Genomic DNA, 16,784 nt, shown 5'->3' on the forward strand with positions numbered 1-16,784 from the left:
TCGGCCGGGAGTACCTTTATGATCCGGGGCAGGCCGCGTTCCACATGACGGCCTTCGTCGGATCGAGCAGGGGCGGGACCGCGTGAGCAGGAAAATCATCATCGTCGACCATCCGGTCGGCAAGCGCGACGACCGGGCGTCCAGGATGCTGGAAGAGCGGGGCTACACCATCGACTGGCGCCGACCGGCCGCCGGCGACGAACTGCCCGAGCCGGGCCCGGACTACGCCGGCGCGTTGGTCTTCGGCGGCGCGGAGGATCTCAGCAAGTCCCAGGAGGTCGACTACATCCGGCTGGAGAAGGACTGGATGCGTCGTTGGGTCGATGCCGAGCAGCCGCTCCTCGGCCTTTGCCTCGGGGCCCAGATGCTCGCCGAGTGCTACGGCGGCCGGGTCGTCCCGCACCCCGAGGGCCTGCACGAGATCGGCTATGTGGAGATCACGCCGACCCCATCCGCCGCGGGGTTCCTCGACGGACCGCTGCACGTCTTCCACTGGCACAAGGAGGGCTTCTCGGCGCCGGCCGCCGCCGAGCTGCTGGCCACCGGCGAGGTCTTTCCTCATCAGGCCTTCCGGATCGGGGCGCGGGCCTACGGCCTGCAGTTCCACCCGGAGGTGACCCCCGGCGTCTTCCAGCGCTGGATCCGAGAGGCCAGCCACATGCTGGCCGAGCCCGGCGCCCATTCCGGCGAGCGCCAGGTCCGGGATGCCGAGCGCTTCGATCAGCCCCTGGCCGAGTGGCTGGCCGGGTTCATGGACTCCTGGCTGGACGCTTAGGCCCGGTCCGGCCGCGGCGGGGCCGACCCGGGGGCTCGGAGGTTTCGGCGGGGTGATCCAAGGTGCCGGGGGCGGCGTAAGGCACACCTAACGGAGACAACGACAATAACTCCGACGATTTGGGAAAGGGGCCGTCCGAGCGGGCGGTCCCTATTTTTTGTGTCAAGTTTCGAGAGAGGAAGCACTCATCATGGGCATCAAGCGTCTTTTCCTGGCAGTCGCAGTCGTCGTCCCGGCCATCGGCCTGGCTGCCTGCGCGAACACCAAGACCGAGTCGGCGAGCGCGCCCAAGGCCGACATCGTCGACACCGCGGTCTCCGCGGGCAGCTTCAAGACCCTGGTCGCGGCGGTTCAGGCCGCCGACCTGGTCGATACGCTCAAGGCCGACGGCCCCTACACCGTCTTCGCGCCCACCGACGCGGCCTTCGCCAAGCTCCCGGAGGGCACGGTCGACAGCCTGCTGAAGCCGGAGAACAAGGACAAGCTGGTCCAGATTCTGACCTACCACGTGGTGCCCGGGAAGATCATGTCGAGCGACATCGCCGGCAAGCAGCTCGCCGCGGCGACGGTCGAGGGGCAGTCGCTGAAGGTCGACGCCACCCAGGGCGTGAAGATCAACAACGCTTCGGTGACCACCGCCGACGTCGAGGCCTCGAACGGCGTGATCCACGTGATCGACACCGTTCTGCTGCCGCAATAACGGCAGGAAAGTTGAGTTGCCACTGGGCGCCGGCCTTGGCCGGCGCCCTTTTTCTTGACCCGCTACTGCTGTTCTCGCGTGGACGCTCCGCCGCGCTCGCGCCGAAGCTCGGCGATCTCGCCCCGCAAAGCCTGAAGCTCGTCGAGGACCGGCTGCATGTTCGCCCCCTGCGCATCGGCTTCCTGCTCGGCAGCCTCGTGCATCGAGTTGACGATGATCGCGATGAAGAGGTTCAGGACCGCGAAGGTCGTCGACAGGATGAAGGCGACGAAGAAGACCCAGGCGTAGGGAAAGACGTCCATGACCGGCCGGACGATGCCCATCGACCAGGACTCGAGGGTCATGATCTGGAACAGCGAGAAGAAGGAACGCCCGACGGTGCCGAACCAGGCGTCGAACTCCGCGCCGAAGAGCTTGGTCGCCATCACAGCGAAGATATAGAAGACCAGCAGCAGCAGCCCGATCACCGAACTCAGGCCGGGAATCGCCCGCAGCAGGGCCTCGATCACCGTGCGCATCTTCGGGACCATCGACAGCAGCCGCAGGGCGCGCAGGATGCGCAGGGCGCGCAGCACCGACATGCCCTCGCTCGCCGGCACCAGAGCGATGCCCACGATGACGAAGTCGAAGAGGTTCCAGGGGCTGCGGAAGAAGGACCAGCGGTAGACGAAGAGCTTGATCGCGATCTCGACCACGAAGATGCAGAGCGCGGCGACATCCAGGAAGATCAGCAGGGCGCCGACCCTGGCCATGATGCTCGGCGAGGTCTCCAGCCCAATGACGATCGCGTTGATGACGATAACGGCGATGATGAAGTTCTGGGTCGCCTGGGCCTCGATCAGGGCCTTCAGGCGTCCTGTCACGGTTCGCGCCGCCATCGATTCTTCCAAAGCACTCATCGCTCGAACTCGAGTTCCACTCTGTTGCGCCGTCCTGCGCCGCGGCCGCCCGGAATCGGGCCGGATCGGCACAGCTTTGTCGGACAGGGTTGCCGTTTGCTTAATCCCCGTGGCCGGCCTGCGCGCCCAAGCCGTCGGCCGGCGGACCGAATGGTCTCCTAGATGGGGCGGCGGCGCGTCTTTTGAAGGGCTTGCGGCGCGCTTCGAGACCGGCTATGCGCAGCAGGGCCCGCGGGCGCTTCGGTTCGCCGGGCCCTCCGAGGGGGGTGGCGGCTTGACGAGGTCGAGCCGGAATCGGCCGAGCGTCGGGCAGCCGCATGGCGGCGCCCGGGCCCGACAAGGTAAGGCGGAGAGGGTGCAGGCATGGCCTGGGGGCTGCTCAAGTACGGCTTCAGCCGCCGCTACCCGGCGCGCCGGGACATCCCGCCGACGCCGGACCTGAAGCCGGCCTACGACGTCGTCATCATCGGCGGCGGCGGCCACGGGCTCGCCATCGCCTACTACCTGGCCTGCTATCACGACGTCCGGAAGGTCTGCGTGCTGGAGAAGGGCTACCTGGCGGGCGGCAACACGGCGCGCAACACGGCGGTGATCCGCTCCAACTACATCACCCCGGAATCGGTCCGCTTCTACAAGGAGGGGGTCGAGCTCTACGACCGGCTCTCAGGCGAGCTCGGCTTCAACCTGCTCTACAGCCGGCGCGGCCAGCTCACCCTGGCGCATTCCGATGCGACCCTGCGGACCTTCCGGCAGCGCGCCGAGGTCGGGCGCTTCTGCGGTACGCGGATCGAGATGGTCGATCGCAATCAGATCCGCGAGATCGTGCCCTGCCTCAACCTCGAGATGACGCGCTATCCGATCCTCGGCGGGCTCTGGCATCCCGACGGCGGCACCGGCCGCCACGACGCGGTCGCCTGGGGCTATGCCGCGCGCGCCGCTGAACTGGGCGTCGAGATCCACCAGCGCACGGAAGTGACCGGGATGACGGTCGACAACGGCCGGGTCACCGCGGTCCACACCAACCGCGGGATGACCCAGGGCGGCCAGGTGGTGCAGGCCGTAGCCGGGATGAGCTCGCAAGTCGCGGCGATGGCCGGGATCCGCCTGCCCATCCGCAGCTTCCCGCTGCAGGCCATGGTGACCGAGCCGCTCAAGCCCTTCCTCGATCCCCTGGTCTCCTCGGCCGGCCTCCACGCCTACGTCTCCCAGACCGCACGGGGCGAGCTGGTGATCGGCGGCGGCTCCGATCCCTATCCGCTCTACTCGACCCGCTCCACGCTCGACCTCAAGGAGAGCCTGATCGGCCACACCCTGGAGCTCTTCCCCTTCCTCGCCGAGGTGCGGCTGCTGCGGCAGTGGGCCGGGATCACCGACATGACGCCGGACTACAGCCCGATCCTGGGCGCGAGCCCGCTGAAGAACTACTGGCTCGACGCCGGCTGGGGCACCTGGGGCTTCAAGGCGACGCCGGTCGCCGGCAAGCGCCTGGCTGAAGCGGTGGCCACGGGCAAGCTGCCGGCCATCCTCGAGCCCTTCCGACTGGCGCGCTTCCGCAGCTTCGACCTGGTCAACGAGATGGGCGCCACGGCGGCCAGCCATTGATGGGAGCGCCCGAATGAAGATCCTCCGCTGCCCGCTCAACGGCCCGCGCAACATCTCGGAGTTTGCCTGCTTCGGCGAGGTGGTCGGGGTGCCCGAGCCGGCCGAAACCGATGACGCCGCCTGGGCCGACCATGTCTGGAACGAGAACAACACCGCGGGCGTGGTCCGCGAGTGGTGGTGCCACCTGCCGTCGAGCTTCTGGTTCATCGCCGAGCGCGACACCGTGACCGACGAGATCCTGCGGAGCTATCCGGCCGACGAGGTCTACGGGACGCGGCGCGACTTCAAGGCCGGGACGCCCTCGACGTGACCGCCCAGCCCAACCGCCTGCCGTCGCCCTTCGGCCTGCTGATCGACCGCGACCGCCGGGTCGGCTTCTCCTTCGAGGGCCGGCGCTTCGAGGGCTTCGAGGGCGACAGCATCGCCTCGGCCCTGGCGGCCTGCGACCAGTGGGTGCTGTCGCGCTCCTTCAAGTACCACCGGCCGCGCGGGGTCATGAGCCTGGCCGGGCACGACGCCAACGGCCTGGTGCAGCTGCCGGGCGCTCCCAACGTGCCGGCCGAGCTGGCGCCGATCTCCGAGGGCCTGGCGGTGCGGGCGCAGAACGTCAGCGGCAGCCTGCGCTTCGACCGCGCCGCCTGGGTCCGCGCCTTCGCCCGCTTCCTGCCGGTCGGCTTCTACTACCGCGCCTTCTACCGGCCCGGCGGCGCCTGGCAGCGCTTCTGGGAGCCCTGGTTTCGCCGCAAGGCGGGACTGGGCGCGGTCGATCTCGCCGCCCGCCCCGGCGATTTCGACAAGGCTTATGCCTTCTGCGACGTCGCGGTGATCGGCGGCGGCCCGGCCGGCCTCGCCGCCGCCCTGGCCGCAGCCAGCCAGGGGGCCGAAGTCTGCCTGATCGAGCAGGCCCCGGTGCTGGGCGGCGCCCTGACCTACGCCCGCCTGGACCTGCAAGGCCACGCCGCCGCCGAGGCGCGCCGGGCCCTGCTGGGCGAGCTCGCATCGGCCTCCGGAATCACGGTTATGACTTCAGCCTTCTGCAACGGCTGGTTCGCGGACAACTACCTGCCGGTCCTGCGCGGCAACCGCATGACCAAGCTGCGGGCCGGCGAGGTGGTCCTGGCGACCGGCGAGATCGAGCAGCCCGCCGTGTTCCGCAACAACGACCTTCCGGGGGTGATGCTGGGCAGCGCCGCCCAGCGGCTGATCCGGCTCTACGGCGTGCGTCCGGGGCGGCGGGCCGTGGTGCTGGCCGGCAACCCGGACGGCTACGGCCTCGCCCTCGACCTGCTGGATGCCGGGGCCGAGGTCGCGGCCGTGATCGACCCCCGGCCCGCCGGCGACGCCTCGCGCTTGGCCGCGGCGGTCGCGGCCAAGGGCGTCAGGGTCCTGACCGGCCGGACGATCCGGGACGCGCGGCCCGGGCGTGGCGGGCGCCGGGTCGCCCGGGTCCGGCTGGCGGCGCTGCCGCCGGAGGGCGACGGCGGTCCGGCCGAAAGCCTCGACTGCGATCTGGTCTGCGTCTCGGCCGGGACCCTGCCGGCCTATCAGCTCGCCCTGCAGGCCGGCGCCCGGCTCGACGCAGAGGGTGCGGAGGCGCGGCTGCGGATCACCGGCCTGCCGGAGCGGGTCCGGCTGGCCGGCGGGTCGGCCGGCGGCTACGCCCTCGACGAGGTGATCACCCAGGGCTGGAATGCCGGCTGGACGGCGGCCGGCGGCGACGACACGGCGGCCTCGCTGCCCCAGGTCCAGGTCCGCGACGACCGCAGCGCGCCGCAGACCGCAGCGGCCAGCCCCTTGCCGGCGGAGGCCCTCGGCGAGGACTTCGTTGACTTCGACGAGGACCTGCAGGTCGCCGACCTGGTCAACGCGGTGGCCGAGGGCTACGACGAGATCGAGCTGGTGAAGCGGTTCTCCACCGTCGGCATGGGACCGAGCCAGGGCCGCCACGCCGCGCTCAACACGGCGCGGATCGTCGCCCGCGCGACCGGCCGCGACCTCGGGGCGGTCGGCGTCACCACGGCGCGTCCGCCGGTCATGCCCGAGCGCCTGGGCCTGCTCGCCGGGCGCCGCTTCGAGCCCGAACGCCTGACTCCCATGCACCACCGCCACCTGGCCGCCGGCGCGCGGATGATGACCGCGGGCTCCTGGTGGCGGCCCGCCTACTACGGCGCCGAGTCGGAGCGCCAAGCCTGCATCGACGCCGAGGTCCGATCGGTGCGCGAGGCCGCCGGCCTGATCGACGTCTCGACCCTGGGCGGGCTCGAGGTCCGTGGCCCGGACGCCGCCGAGTTCGTCGAGCGGCTCTACACCTTCGCCTACAAGAAGCAGCCGGTCGGGCGCTGCCGCTACCTGCTGATGACCAACGAGGCCGGCGGCATCGTCGACGACGGCGTCGCCTGCCGCTTCGCCGAGGACCACTTCTACCTGACCGCGACCACCGGGGGGGTCGAGCGGGTCTACCGGACCATGCTCTGGTGGAACGCCCAGTGGCGGCTCGAGGTCGACGTCGCCAACGTCACGGCGGCCTATGCCGGGATCAACCTGGCCGGGCCGCGCGCGCGGGAGCTGCTGGCCGGCCTGGTCGAGGGCATCGACCTCTCGCCCCGGGCCTTTCCCTACATGGGCCTGCGCGAGGGCTACGTCGCCGGACTCCCGGCCCGCGTCCTGCGGGTCGGCTTCGTCGGCGAGCTGGGCTACGAGATCCACGTCCCGGCCTCCTACGGCGAGGCGCTCTGGGACCGCCTGATCGCGGCCGGCGGGGACGACGGCCCGCGGCCCTTCGGGGTCGAGGCCCAGCGCGTCCTGCGGCTGGAGAAGGGCCACATCATCGTCGGCCAGGATACCGACGCCATGACCACGCTGGAGGAGGCGCAGCTGGCCTGGGCGGTGGCTGGCATGAAGGCCTTCTTCGTCGGCCAGCGCTCCCTGGCCCTGCGCGCGCGCCAGCCTTCGAAGCGCCGGCTGGTCGGCTTCGCCCTGCCGCCCGATGCGGCCCTGCCGCAGGAGGGCCAGCTCGTGGTCCGCAAGGAAGAGATGGTCGGCTTCGTCACCTCGGTGGTGCGCTCGCCGACGCTCGGCCAGATTATCGGTCTGGCCTACACCGCGGCCGAGGCGGCGCAGCCCGGCGACAGGCTCACGATCCGCCTGACCGACGGCGCCCTGGTCCAGGGCCAGGTGGTCACCTTGCCCTTCTACGACCCCGAGAACCGGCGCCAGGAGGGCTGAGGCCGTGGCCGAGCCGAAACTGACGGACTATCCCCGGCGCAGCTTCGTGCACCGCAAGCTGGAGGCGGCCGGTGCCAGCTTCGTCGCCCTGGGCGACGCGGCCATCGCCGCCGACTTCGGCGATGCGGCGGCCGAGGCGGCCATGGCCAGCCAGCTCGGCCTGAGCGACCTCTCGGTGGTCGCCCGCAGCGGCTTCAAAGGCCCGGGCGCGCTGGACTGGCTCGCAGGGCAGGGGCTCGCGGTCCCGGAAGCGAACAACCTTGCGTCGCGCCAGGCCGACGGCGGCCTTCTGGCGCGCCTCTCGCCCAACGAGGCCCTGTTCCTCGGGGCTCTGGAGGATGGCGAGGCCAAGCTTGCTGCGCTCGACGAGGCCTGGCACGCCGGCCGCGAGACGGGCGCGGGGCCGCAGGGCTATCCCTTGCCGCGCCGGGACAGCCACGCCTGGTTCCGGCTGACCGGCGAGAAATGGCCGGCGACGCTGGCCAAGCTCTGCGCGGTCGACCTGCGGCCGGCCAGGTTCGCCGACGCTACCGTCGCCCAGACGATGGCGGCGCGGGTCGCCGTGGTCGCGATCCGAGACGACATCGCCGACCTCCCGGCCTTCCACCTCCTGGTCGACAGCGCCTCGGCGGCCTACCTCTGGGACTGCCTGCTGGACGCCATGGCCGAGTTCGGCGGGCGGCCGGTCGGGCTCTCGGCCCTGAAGAGCCTGGGCTGAGCGGCCGCCCGCGCAGCGGTCAGCGGGCCGAGGCCAGACCCGGCAGCCGAAGGGCGCGGTTCTGCAAGGCCGTGATCGCGGCATGCGCCGAGATAGCGATATTGCGGTGGGCGGCCTCGGTCGGGTGAACCAGATCCCAAAACAGGGTCCCGGTCGAATCGAAGGTCTCGCCCTCGGGCGGGCACACGCCCGTCGGTTGAGCGGCGCCGTCGAGGTCCGGCGTCAGGCAGGGCAGGGTTATGTTCTCGAAGCCGAAGACCTCCGGGTTCCGGCGCAGGGCCCGGAAGGTCGCGTTGACGTCGAAGAGCGCGACCTCGAGGCGGCTGAAGAGGCGAAAGCCGGCGACCTTGGCTTCGAGCAGCGCGTTGTGCGTCGCGGTCGCGAGGTTCAGGACCTCGGTGGTCCGGGTTACGATTCCGAGCGGCGTGTCACCGAGATCGGGCAGGTTGACGATGAAAAAGCGGCGCCCGCCCAGGTCGGTGAGGCGCCGGATCGCGGTGACGATGTTGCCGACCACGTCGACCGGGTTGGCGTTGACGACCGAGAAGTAGTCATTGGCGCCGATCCAGATGATCACGAGGTCGTCGCGCTCGAAGCCGCCGCCGGCGGCGGCAAAGCTCTCGACCTGAGACAGCAGGCCGATCGGCGCGCCCGAATTGCTCCCGAAGCCCGACTGGGCGCTCCCGTAGGCCTGGCCGTTGGCGAGCGGATCTTCGGTGACCTTGATTCCGAAGTCGATGTCCAGATCGAGCAGGGGCGCCAGGCTCTCGACCCAAACCGGGCCGTCCGAGAAGCGGCCTTCGAAGTAGGGCGGGCTCTCCGGCTGGTCGCCGGTCACGGCGAAGAGGTTGCCGCTGTCCGACAAGCTGTCGCCGAAGACGTAGAGGTTGGTGAAGGGGCGGGCGGAAAGGTCCCGGGCTTCGGCCCAGCCGCTGACGGCAAAGGCCATGGGCAGGGCCAGACCGAGGACCTTGAGGGGGTGAGGTGACATGGAGGCCTCCCAGGCAAGACGAGATCCGCGGGGGCTTCTTGCCGAAGCCCTTTGCGGATCGTCATGCCCTGACCCCTTAGGTGATCTGCCGATCAATGCGGCGGGTCGAGGTTAGGACGGGCGGCCTGTCGTGGGAAGTCCCTGGTGAACGGCCTTCTGTCTACCTTGATCGGAGCGTGATGCGGATGGCCGAGGTCGCCTAGATCAAACTGCGCTCAATTGGACTCAATTGAGTGCAGATAATTTGATCCATTCCATATAGATAGAGCAGCTCATCTGCGTTCGAACGAACGCAGGCTGCTCTAGCGGAAGAGGGCGAGCCAGGTCTTGCGGTTCATGTCGGGATTCTCTTGGACCTGATCCGGCACCCATTCGGTTGCCATGTTGTCGTCGGTCGCGATCTCGAACTGAGCAGTCCTGTCCAGGATGGAGGACTTGCTTTCCAGGCTGGGCTGCCCGCGCGTCTCGAAGGTATAGGGGCGATCGGTCTGCAGAGAGGTGATGACTTGCTCAAGGCGCTCCCGGTCCCGCTGACGCTTCAAGTCCAGTATCGCTCGTCCGTCGATGCGATAATGCAGGAGGGTCTCTCGAAGGCGCGACGGGTCGGGCCGGATCGGCGAATCGCTTGCGACGATCATGCTGCCAAAGCGAAGGGCGTGGGGGAAGGCGGTTGCTGCCGTTCTCTGTGCGATGGCCGAATGGGTCGTATTGAAGTAGTAGATGCCGCCGTCCTTGAGGTTTGCCCGGACAATCTCGAAGAACTCGCGGGACAGGAGGTTTGCCGCATAGGCGCGCCAGTGGAAGGTGGTGTTCGCAACGATGACGTCAAAACGTCGATCCGGATTTGCCGCCAGCCAGCGCCGCCCGTCGTCGACGATGAACTCGACCTTTGGGTTGTCGAGCAGCGATCGCGTTTCCTGGTAATGCCCGAGCAACTCGATATAGCCGGAATTGATCTCGATGATCGTCAGCTTCTCCACATCCGGATGATGTGCCAAGACCTGGGCCCAAGAGCCCGACCCAATCCCGATCGAGAGCACGTGGCGTGGAGCCGGATGAAAGGCGGAGAGCGCGTAGGGCCGGAACAGCTGGTTCTGGTCCTTGACGAAGCCGGTGCTTATGACCCCGTCGTAGACCCCTCCGCCAAGGACTGTACCCTTCTTCGTGACCACGACAACGCCGCTCCGGTTCTCGAACCGATGGGCCAACGCAGCTTCGGGGCGTTCGGCATAGGCCCTGAAGTGCAAGCGTTCGTAGAAGAGGCTGAAAAGGGGAGCAGACAGGGCGATCATGGCCAGGGCGCAGGCCGAGACGGCCGTCATGCGGGGCAGCAGAACGCGGGCCTTGGTCCCAAGGGTGATGAGGATGCCTGCGCAGAGCAACAGCCCGGTCAGGCCCAAGGACAGGTTGATTTCCTCGGCAGACCAGAATTCCATCAGAACGAAACCGGTCACCAGGCTGCCGCTGGCGGAGCCGATGATGTTCGCCAGGTAGAGGAGGCTGACGCGGCTGCCGGCCCGATCGTCCGCGTTTACGGCGTAGTGGCTCAAGAGGGGCAGGGCGGCCCCAAGCATCGCCGAGGCCGCGGCGACCCAAAGCAGCGTCGCAGCCATCGGCAGGCCCCAGGACAAGGTCCAGGAGAGAGCCGGCAGGACAAGGAACCCGACGACGTTCGCCGCCAGGAGGAACTTGGCGACGAGGTAGAGCTCATGGTGGCGGTCGCCTCGGTCGTCTCTGCGGCAATGGCGGTGCGCTAACAGGGCGCCGTAGGCGATGCCGGCGAGATAAAAGCCGAGGAAGATCGGAAAGGTCTTCGGATGGCCCCCCGCTGCGACGAGAAAGTAGCGGGCCCAGAGGATCTCATAGGAAAGCGAGACGAAACCGGCCAGGCCGACCAGCAAAAGAGCCAGGGCAAGGCGTCGGAGCTGCAAGGGCCGCTGGTTCCCATCCCGCTCGGCGGGCCGCGCCTCGAGGGCTGCGGCGACACGATCCCCTTGTGCCGCCTTGCCCCATTGGACATGGACGAGGACCGCGCCGGCGGCGATCAGCAAGTTCAGGGTTGCCGCCGAGGCCACGGTACCCGACAGCCCTGCAAGCGCGAAGATGAAGAACCCGGTCAGGATGCAGGCGGCGGCGGCCCCAAGGGTGTTGACGAAATAGAGCATGCCGACGGACTGACCCACGCTGTTGTTCTGTCGGATCAGAAAGCCGACCAGCACGGGCAGGGTCGCACCCATGAGAAGGGTGGGCAGCAAGACCAGCCCGAAGGTGATCAGGAAGACGTAGAGCGGCGTGGCCCCCAGGGTATGCGCCGCCACGAGGTCGAAGATCCGAAGCGAACCGAAGCCGAAGAGCCCGATGCCCAGCTCGAGGCCCGCGAAGATGATGAGCGGCGGCCACTTGCCCAGTCTCGACAAGGCCCCGCCGAGCAGCGCGCCGAAGCCGAGCCCGAGCATGAAGGCCGTGACAACGACCGTGATCGACTCGATATTGACACCGTAGATCGTGAACAGCTTGCGTTGCCAGACGAGCTGGTAAAGCAGCGCCGGAAATCCAGAGAAGAAAAAGACACCGTAGAGCAGCTTTGGGCTCCACGGCGAGGACGAGGCTGTGCTGAGGGTCATCGTTCGCTCGGTCGTCATTGGTGCCGGGCGAGTATTGAAGGAAGACCTTTGAAAAACCGTTACAAATTTCGACTGCGTTGACGGGGACCGGCTGCAAGCGAAGTCATATGCGCCTCCCGAGCCGCGGCTCGTTCTCGGCGAAGAGCCCGGCTTTGGGTGAGCTGGTGCGTGCCGACCACCACACTAGCGACCTTCGGCGCCGGCTTGGGCTCGGCAAGCGGCTCAATAGCAGCGAGTCCGCTCGCCCCACTGGATGCGTCCATCCGGCAGGTAGCGGTAGACGTCGTCGACGACGCAATGGGGCTGGCGCGGCGGCGGCGCGTAGTAGGTCTGCGCGGGCGCCGGCGCGGCGTAGCGCGGCTGCGAGAGGATCGAGCCGAGGATCACGGCGCCGCCGACGATGCCCGCCGCCGCCAGGAGGTCGTCGCCGTCGATGTCGTTGTGCTTGTGGCGGCGGTGGTGCCTGTGGCGATGGTGGTGCCTGTACTTGTGGCGGTACTTGCGCTTGTGATGGTGCTTGTAGTGGTAGTGCTTGTTGTAGCCGTGGCCGCGGTGGTCGGCCGAGGCCGGCTGCCCGGTCAGCAAGACCGCGATGCCGACGACTGCAACGGTGAGCAGCTTCTTCATCGTCCACTGGCTCCTTGCGCCGAAGAGTTCTGCCGCCAGCTTGGCTGGGCGGCTTTCGTCTTATGTGATGGTTATACGCCCGCTCATCGCCTTCCATCCCTCGATGGCAGCGCAAGGAAAAGTGCCTAGCGGCAAAGAGTTAGGTGAGATAACCTGTCGGCCCACTACAATCATGGCGGGCGTGGGTTTGGTTGAGGCGACGGGATCGGCGGAACCGCAGGGAAAAGCGGCCTTGTGTGCGAAGGCGCGCTTCACGGTCGACGAAGACTACCTGCAGAGGTACTGGGCTGACTGGATCCGCAGCAGAAGCCGCTTTGGGCGGTTCTCTTTCCCGGTCGATTGCGTGATTGTCGTGGGAAGCCTTCTCTTTGCGGTCATACTCCGAGATAGCATCTGGGCGCTGTTCTTTGTCTTGATGCTTGTGCTGGGCCTATTGGGGATGGCCTGGGACGTTTTTCTAAAGAAGCGCTGGTTTCGAAGGCGACGTCTGGCGCGCCAATTTGGCGCCGAGGTCGAAATAACTTTCACAGACGATCATGTCGTGTTGAAGGGCCCTCTATCCGTTAGCACCTGCGCCTGGGCTTACTTCGCAGGGATAAAGAGTGGTCTTGATGGCATATACTTGTTGGTTCCGGAGAAGGGCTTCACAGTATACGTGCCCCATGGCGCTATCAGTCCAAAGAATGCCATTGCCGAGATCTTGGCGAAGGACAAAACCTGACAGTGTTCAAAGTGCGGAGTCTTCGCCGGCCAGCGGCCGATGGGCCTGCTACTGGTCGCGACATCACTCCACCATCGGCAGCTTCAGGCCGTGCTCCCGGGCGCAGTCGCGGGCGAGGTCGTAGCCGGCGTCGGCGTGGCGCATGACGCCCGAGGCCGGGTCGTTGGTCAGGACCCGCGCGATGCGCCGGGCGGCCTCCTCGCTGCCGTCGCAGCAGATCACCATGCCGGCGTGCTGGGAGAAGCCCATGCCGACCCCGCCGCCGTGGTGCAGGGAGACCCAGGTCGCGCCGCTGGCGCAGTTCAGCAGGGCGTTGAGCAGCGGCCAGTCGGAGACCGCGTCGGAGCCGTCCTGCATGCCCTCGGTCTCGCGGTTGGGGCTGGCGACCGAGCCGGAGTCCAGGTGGTCGCGGCCGATCACGACGGGCGCGGAAAGCTCGCCCCTGGCGACCATCTCGTTGAAGGCCAGGCCGAGCCTGGCCCGCTCGCCCAGGCCGACCCAGCAGATCCGCGCCGGCAGGCCCTGGAAGGAGATCCGCTCCTTGGCCATGTCGAGCCAGGTGTGCAGGTGCGGATCGTCGGGGATCAGCTCCTTGACCTTGGCGTCGGTCTTGAAGATGTCCTCCGGCTCGCCCGAGAGCGCGGCCCAGCGGAAGGGCCCGACACCGCGGCAGAACAGCGGCCGGATGTAGGCCGGCACGAATCCGGGGAAGTCGAAGGCCTCGGCGACCCCCTGGTCCAGGGCGACTTGGCGGATGTTGTTGCCGTAGTCGAAGGTCGGGATGCCTTGGCGCTGGAAGTCGAGCATGGCCCGGACGTGGACGGCCATGGACTCGCTGGCGGCCTTGACCACGGCCTCGGGGTCGCGCTCGATCCGGGTCTCCCACTCCTCCAGGGTCCAGCCGGCGGGCAGGTAGCCGTTGAGTGGGTCGTGGGCCGAGGTCTGGTCGGTCACGGCGTCGGGCTTGACCCCGCGCCGGACCAGCTCCGGCAGGACCTCGGCGCAGTTCCCGACCAGGCCGACCGAGCGGGCCTTGCCCGCAGCGCAGGAATCCGCGATAAGGGCCAGGGCCTTGTCCAGGTCGTCGGTCATGACGTCGAGGTAGCGGGTCTCGAGGCGCCGCTCGATCCGGCTCGGCCGACACTCGACCGCCAGCATGGAGGCGCCGGCCATGGTCGCGGCCAGGGGCTGGGCGCCGCCCATGCCGCCCAGGCCGCCGGTCAGGATCCACTTGCCGCGCCAGTCGCCGCCGAAGTGCTGGCGGCCGCATTCGACGAAGGTCTCGTAGGTGCCCTGGACGATGCCCTGGCTGCCGATGTAGATCCAGGACCCGGCGGTCATCTGGCCGTACATCATCAGGCCCTTCTGATCGAGCTGGTTGAAATGCTCCCAGTCGGCCCAGTGCGGCACCAGGTTGGAGTTGGCGATCAGAACCCGGGGCGCGTCTGCGTGGGTGCGGAAGACGCCGACCGGCTTGCCGGACTGGACCAGCAGGGTCTCGTCGGCCTCCAGGTCCTTCAGGCAGTCGACGATCCTGTCGTAGCAGGCCCAGTTCCGGGCGGCCCGGCCGATGCCGCCGTAGACCACCAGCTCCTCCGGCTTCTCGGCGACCTCCGGGTCGAGGTTGTTCATCAGCATCCGGAGCGGCGCCTCGGTCAGCCAGGACTTGGCATTGAGCTGCGTCCCGCGCGGCGCGCGGATCCTGCGGGTGTTGTCGAAGCGCGGGTTCTGGGTCATCGTCGGTCCTCGGCGTGCCGTGCGGGTCCCGCACAACCTACAACGACAGGCCAAGGCCGTGGCAGGGAAATCAGAGCCTTCCGAAGCGATGCCGCCCTACCGTTTCAAGCCCGGAAGCCTGCCGCTGCTGGTCTCGGTGCCCCATGCCGGGACCGAGGTCCCGGCCGAGCTGCGCGGCCGCATGACCGAGGCGGCCCTGGCCCTGCCGGACACCGACTGGCATGTGGACCGCTTGTACGATTTCCTTGACGACCTGGGCGCCTCGACGATCGTCGCCCGCCAGTCGCGCTACGTCATCGACCTGAACCGGGCGCCGGACAGCCGGCCGCTCTATCCCGGCGCCAGCAACACGGAGCTTTGCCCAACCTCTACCTTCGACGAGGCGCCGATATATCGCGCGGAGGAGGGGCCGAGCCCGGAAGAGATCGAAGCCCGGCTGGATGCGGTTTGGCGGCCCTATCACGCGAAGATGCGGGAAGAGCTGGCGCGCATCAGGGCGGCGCACGGCATCGCCGTGCTCTGGGACGCCCATTCGATCCGAAGCCAAGTGCCGCGCTTCTTCGAGGGCCGGCTGCCCGATTTGAACCTGGGCACCGCGGACGGCCAGTCGGCCTGGGCGGAGCTGACCGGCCTGCTGGGCGCCGTGGCCCGCGAGGCCGAGGCGCTGGGCTACAGCCACGCCGTCAACGGCCGCTTCAAGGGCGGCTACATCACCCGCAGCTTCGGCGCCCCCGGCCAGGGCATCCACGCGGTCCAGCTCGAGCTCTCCCAGATCACCTACATGGACGAGGATCCGCCCTACGACTTCCGCGACGATCTGGCGGAGAAGGTGCGGCCGGTCCTGCAGGGCCTGCTCGACGCGGCACTGGCCTGGGCCGAGCTCGAGGCTAGCGGCTGACGCCGGCCTTGATCCTCTGAAAGAGCGGGTTGAAGCCGATGCGGTAGGCGAGTTCCGCCGGGCTCTCGATGTCCCAGATGCAGAGGTCGGCGATCTTGCCGGCCTCAAGGGTGCCGTGGCTCTCGGCCAGGCCCAGCGCCTTAGCGGCGTTGCGGGTGATCCCGGCCAGGGCCTCCTCCGGGGTCAGGCCGAAGAGCGTGCAGCCCATGTTGAGCATCAGCAGCAGGGAGGTGACCGGGGCGCTGCCGGGGTTGCAGTCGGTCGCGAGCGCGATGGGCACGCCGTGGCGCCGCAAAGCCTCGACCGGCGGCAGCTTGGTCTCCTTCAGCACGTAGAAGGCGCCGGGCAGCAGCACCGCCACGGTCCCGGCCTCGGCCATGGCCTCGACGCCGGCCTCGCCGGTGTACTCAAGGTGGTCGGCCGAGAGCGCGCGGAAGCGGGCGGCGAGGGCCGCGCCGCCGAGGTCGGAGAGCTGGTCGGCATGGAGCTTGACCGGCAGGCCGTGGTCACGGGCCGCCTGGAAGACGCGGGCGGTCTGCTCGGGGCTGAAGCCGATGCCCTCACAGAAGGCGTCGACCGCGTCGGCGAGGCCCGACTCGGCGACCTTTGGCAGCATCGCGACCACGGCGTCGGTGTAGGCCTCGGCGTCGCCTTCGGACTCCGGTGGGACGGCGTGGGCGCCGAGGAAGCTCGTTCGGACCGTAACGGGGTGGGTCTCGCCGAGGCGGCGGGCGACCCGGAGCTGCTTCAGCTCGGCCTCGATTTCTAGGCCATACCCCGATTTAATTTCAATGGTTGTTACGCCTTCTTGAAGTAACGTCTGAAGTCGGGCCTCAGCCGTCGTGTAAAGATCTTCTTCCGCCGCCGTCCGGGTCGCGGCCACGGTCGAGCGGATGCCGCCGCCGGCGCGGGCGATTTCCTCGTAGCTGGCACCCTCAAGGCGCAGCTCGAACTCCCGGGCACGGTCGCCGCCGTAGACCAGGTGGGTGTGGCAGTCGATCAGCCCCGGCGTGATCCAGCGGCCCTCCAGGTCGGTGACCTGCCTGGCGAGCGAGCCGACCGGGCCGGGCGCCTCGCCCAGCGGGCCGAGCCAGACGATGCGGCCGTCCTCGATGCCCAGGGCGGCGTTCTCGATCGCGCCGTAGGGCGCCGCGCCAACGAAGCTCGCGAGGCGGGCCTTGACGAACAGCTGATCCCACATGACCGGCTCCCCATTGTGGCCGCTCGAAGGATCGTCTTAGAGTGCATCCGCAGGGGAGACAACTCC

14 protein-coding genes are annotated in these 16,784 nt (G+C 68.5%); 8 read left to right on the forward strand and 6 right to left on the reverse strand.

What is annotated here, in order from left to right; genetic code table 11:
• Positions 1-82: 82 nt before the first annotated feature.
• Positions 83-775, forward strand: a complete 693-nt coding sequence (locus tag QNJ30_12815; GenBank protein ID MDJ0944346.1) for a hypothetical protein — start codon at positions 83-85, stop codon at positions 773-775.
• 190 nt (positions 776-965) lie between these two features.
• Entirely contained in the window at positions 966-1,475 is a 510-nt protein-coding gene (locus QNJ30_12820; GenBank protein ID MDJ0944347.1) for a fasciclin domain-containing protein, read from the forward strand.
• Between the two features lie 62 nt (positions 1,476-1,537).
• Here QNJ30_12820 and QNJ30_12825 read toward each other — a convergent pair whose 3' ends face one another.
• Complete coding sequence (locus tag QNJ30_12825) at positions 1,538-2,353, reverse strand: ion transporter (GenBank protein ID MDJ0944348.1); 816 nt, start codon at positions 2,351-2,353, stop codon at positions 1,538-1,540.
• 384 nt (positions 2,354-2,737) lie between these two features.
• Between QNJ30_12825 and QNJ30_12830 the strand changes: the two genes are divergently transcribed.
• From QNJ30_12830 to QNJ30_12845, 4 genes are read left to right on the forward strand one after another with little or no spacing between them, the layout of a single operon-like run.
• A complete protein-coding gene (locus QNJ30_12830; GenBank protein ID MDJ0944349.1) occupies positions 2,738-3,976 on the forward strand; it encodes an FAD-dependent oxidoreductase in 1,239 nt (412 codons plus the stop codon).
• A 13-nt stretch (positions 3,977-3,989) separates the two neighbouring features.
• Positions 3,990-4,286: a sarcosine oxidase subunit delta gene (locus QNJ30_12835; protein MDJ0944350.1), complete on the forward strand. Its 297-nt coding sequence runs from the start codon at positions 3,990-3,992 to the stop codon at positions 4,284-4,286.
• Positions 4,283-7,201 carry a 2Fe-2S iron-sulfur cluster-binding protein gene (locus QNJ30_12840; GenBank protein ID MDJ0944351.1) on the forward strand — a complete coding sequence of 973 codons (2,919 nt, stop codon included), beginning with the start codon at positions 4,283-4,285 and terminating at the stop codon, positions 7,199-7,201. The genes QNJ30_12835 and QNJ30_12840 overlap by 4 nt, the downstream gene beginning before the upstream one ends.
• A gap of 4 nt (positions 7,202-7,205) precedes the next feature.
• Positions 7,206-7,919 carry a hypothetical protein gene (locus tag QNJ30_12845; protein MDJ0944352.1) on the forward strand — a complete coding sequence of 238 codons (714 nt, stop codon included), beginning with the start codon at positions 7,206-7,208 and terminating at the stop codon, positions 7,917-7,919.
• A 19-nt stretch (positions 7,920-7,938) separates the two neighbouring features.
• On the opposite strand, the gene QNJ30_12850 is transcribed toward QNJ30_12845, so the two are convergent.
• The 3 genes from QNJ30_12850 to QNJ30_12860 all read right to left on the reverse strand — a co-directional run bounded on the left by QNJ30_12850 (position 7,939) and on the right by QNJ30_12860 (position 12,161).
• Positions 7,939-8,910, reverse strand: coding sequence for an SGNH/GDSL hydrolase family protein (locus tag QNJ30_12850; GenBank protein MDJ0944353.1), 972 nt, complete (start codon positions 8,908-8,910; stop codon positions 7,939-7,941).
• Between the two features lie 302 nt (positions 8,911-9,212).
• Positions 9,213-11,534 carry a fused MFS/spermidine synthase gene (locus QNJ30_12855; protein MDJ0944354.1) on the reverse strand — a complete coding sequence of 774 codons (2,322 nt, stop codon included), beginning with the start codon at positions 11,532-11,534 and terminating at the stop codon, positions 9,213-9,215.
• 222 nt (positions 11,535-11,756) lie between these two features.
• The gene (locus QNJ30_12860; GenBank protein ID MDJ0944355.1) at positions 11,757-12,161 is read right to left on the reverse strand and encodes a hypothetical protein; all 405 of its coding nucleotides are present in this window, start codon (positions 12,159-12,161) and stop codon (positions 11,757-11,759) included.
• On the opposite strand from QNJ30_12860, the gene QNJ30_12865 reads away from it, so the two are divergent.
• Positions 12,145-12,882 (forward strand): hypothetical protein, encoded by a 738-nt coding sequence (locus tag QNJ30_12865; protein MDJ0944356.1) that lies wholly within the window; start codon positions 12,145-12,147, stop codon positions 12,880-12,882. The genes QNJ30_12860 and QNJ30_12865 overlap by 17 nt on opposite strands.
• A gap of 63 nt (positions 12,883-12,945) precedes the next feature.
• Here QNJ30_12865 and hutU read toward each other — a convergent pair whose 3' ends face one another.
• Positions 12,946-14,619, reverse strand: a complete 1,674-nt coding sequence (gene hutU, locus QNJ30_12870; GenBank protein MDJ0944357.1) for a urocanate hydratase — start codon at positions 14,617-14,619, stop codon at positions 12,946-12,948.
• A gap of 88 nt (positions 14,620-14,707) precedes the next feature.
• On the opposite strand from hutU, the gene hutG reads away from it, so the two are divergent.
• Entirely contained in the window at positions 14,708-15,517 is an 810-nt protein-coding gene (hutG, locus tag QNJ30_12875; GenBank protein MDJ0944358.1) for an N-formylglutamate deformylase, read from the forward strand.
• Here hutG and hutI read toward each other — a convergent pair.
• Complete coding sequence (gene hutI, locus QNJ30_12880) at positions 15,507-16,718, reverse strand: imidazolonepropionase (protein MDJ0944359.1); 1,212 nt, start codon at positions 16,716-16,718, stop codon at positions 15,507-15,509. The two genes, hutG and hutI, sit on opposite strands and share 11 nt — an antisense overlap.
• Positions 16,719-16,784 lie beyond the last annotated feature (66 nt).

This window comes from Kiloniellales bacterium, assembly GCA_030066685.1.
Classification (GTDB): Bacteria; Pseudomonadota; Alphaproteobacteria; order Kiloniellales; family JAKSBE01; genus JAKSBE01.

Excerpts from the sequence above, each read along its gene's own strand:
- QNJ30_12820 (MDJ0944347.1), top strand. The coding sequence starts at position 966 with ATGGGCATCAAGCGTCTTTTCCTGGCAGTCGCAGTCGTCGTCCCGGCC.
- QNJ30_12825 (MDJ0944348.1), bottom strand. The coding sequence starts at position 2,353 with ATGGCGGCGCGAACCGTGACAGGACGCCTGAAGGCCCTGATCGAGGCC.
- QNJ30_12830 (MDJ0944349.1), top strand. The coding sequence starts at position 2,738 with ATGGCCTGGGGGCTGCTCAAGTACGGCTTCAGCCGCCGCTACCCGGCG.
- QNJ30_12835 (MDJ0944350.1), top strand. The coding sequence starts at position 3,990 with ATGAAGATCCTCCGCTGCCCGCTCAACGGCCCGCGCAACATCTCGGAG.
- QNJ30_12850 (MDJ0944353.1), bottom strand. The coding sequence starts at position 8,910 with ATGTCACCTCACCCCCTCAAGGTCCTCGGTCTGGCCCTGCCCATGGCC.
- QNJ30_12855 (MDJ0944354.1), bottom strand. The coding sequence starts at position 11,534 with ATGACCCTCAGCACAGCCTCGTCCTCGCCGTGGAGCCCAAAGCTGCTC.
- QNJ30_12860 (MDJ0944355.1), bottom strand. The coding sequence starts at position 12,161 with ATGAAGAAGCTGCTCACCGTTGCAGTCGTCGGCATCGCGGTCTTGCTG.
- hutU (MDJ0944357.1), bottom strand. The coding sequence starts at position 14,619 with ATGACCCAGAACCCGCGCTTCGACAACACCCGCAGGATCCGCGCGCCG.
- hutG (MDJ0944358.1), top strand. The coding sequence starts at position 14,708 with ATGCCGCCCTACCGTTTCAAGCCCGGAAGCCTGCCGCTGCTGGTCTCG.
- hutI (MDJ0944359.1), bottom strand. The coding sequence starts at position 16,718 with ATGTGGGATCAGCTGTTCGTCAAGGCCCGCCTCGCGAGCTTCGTTGGC.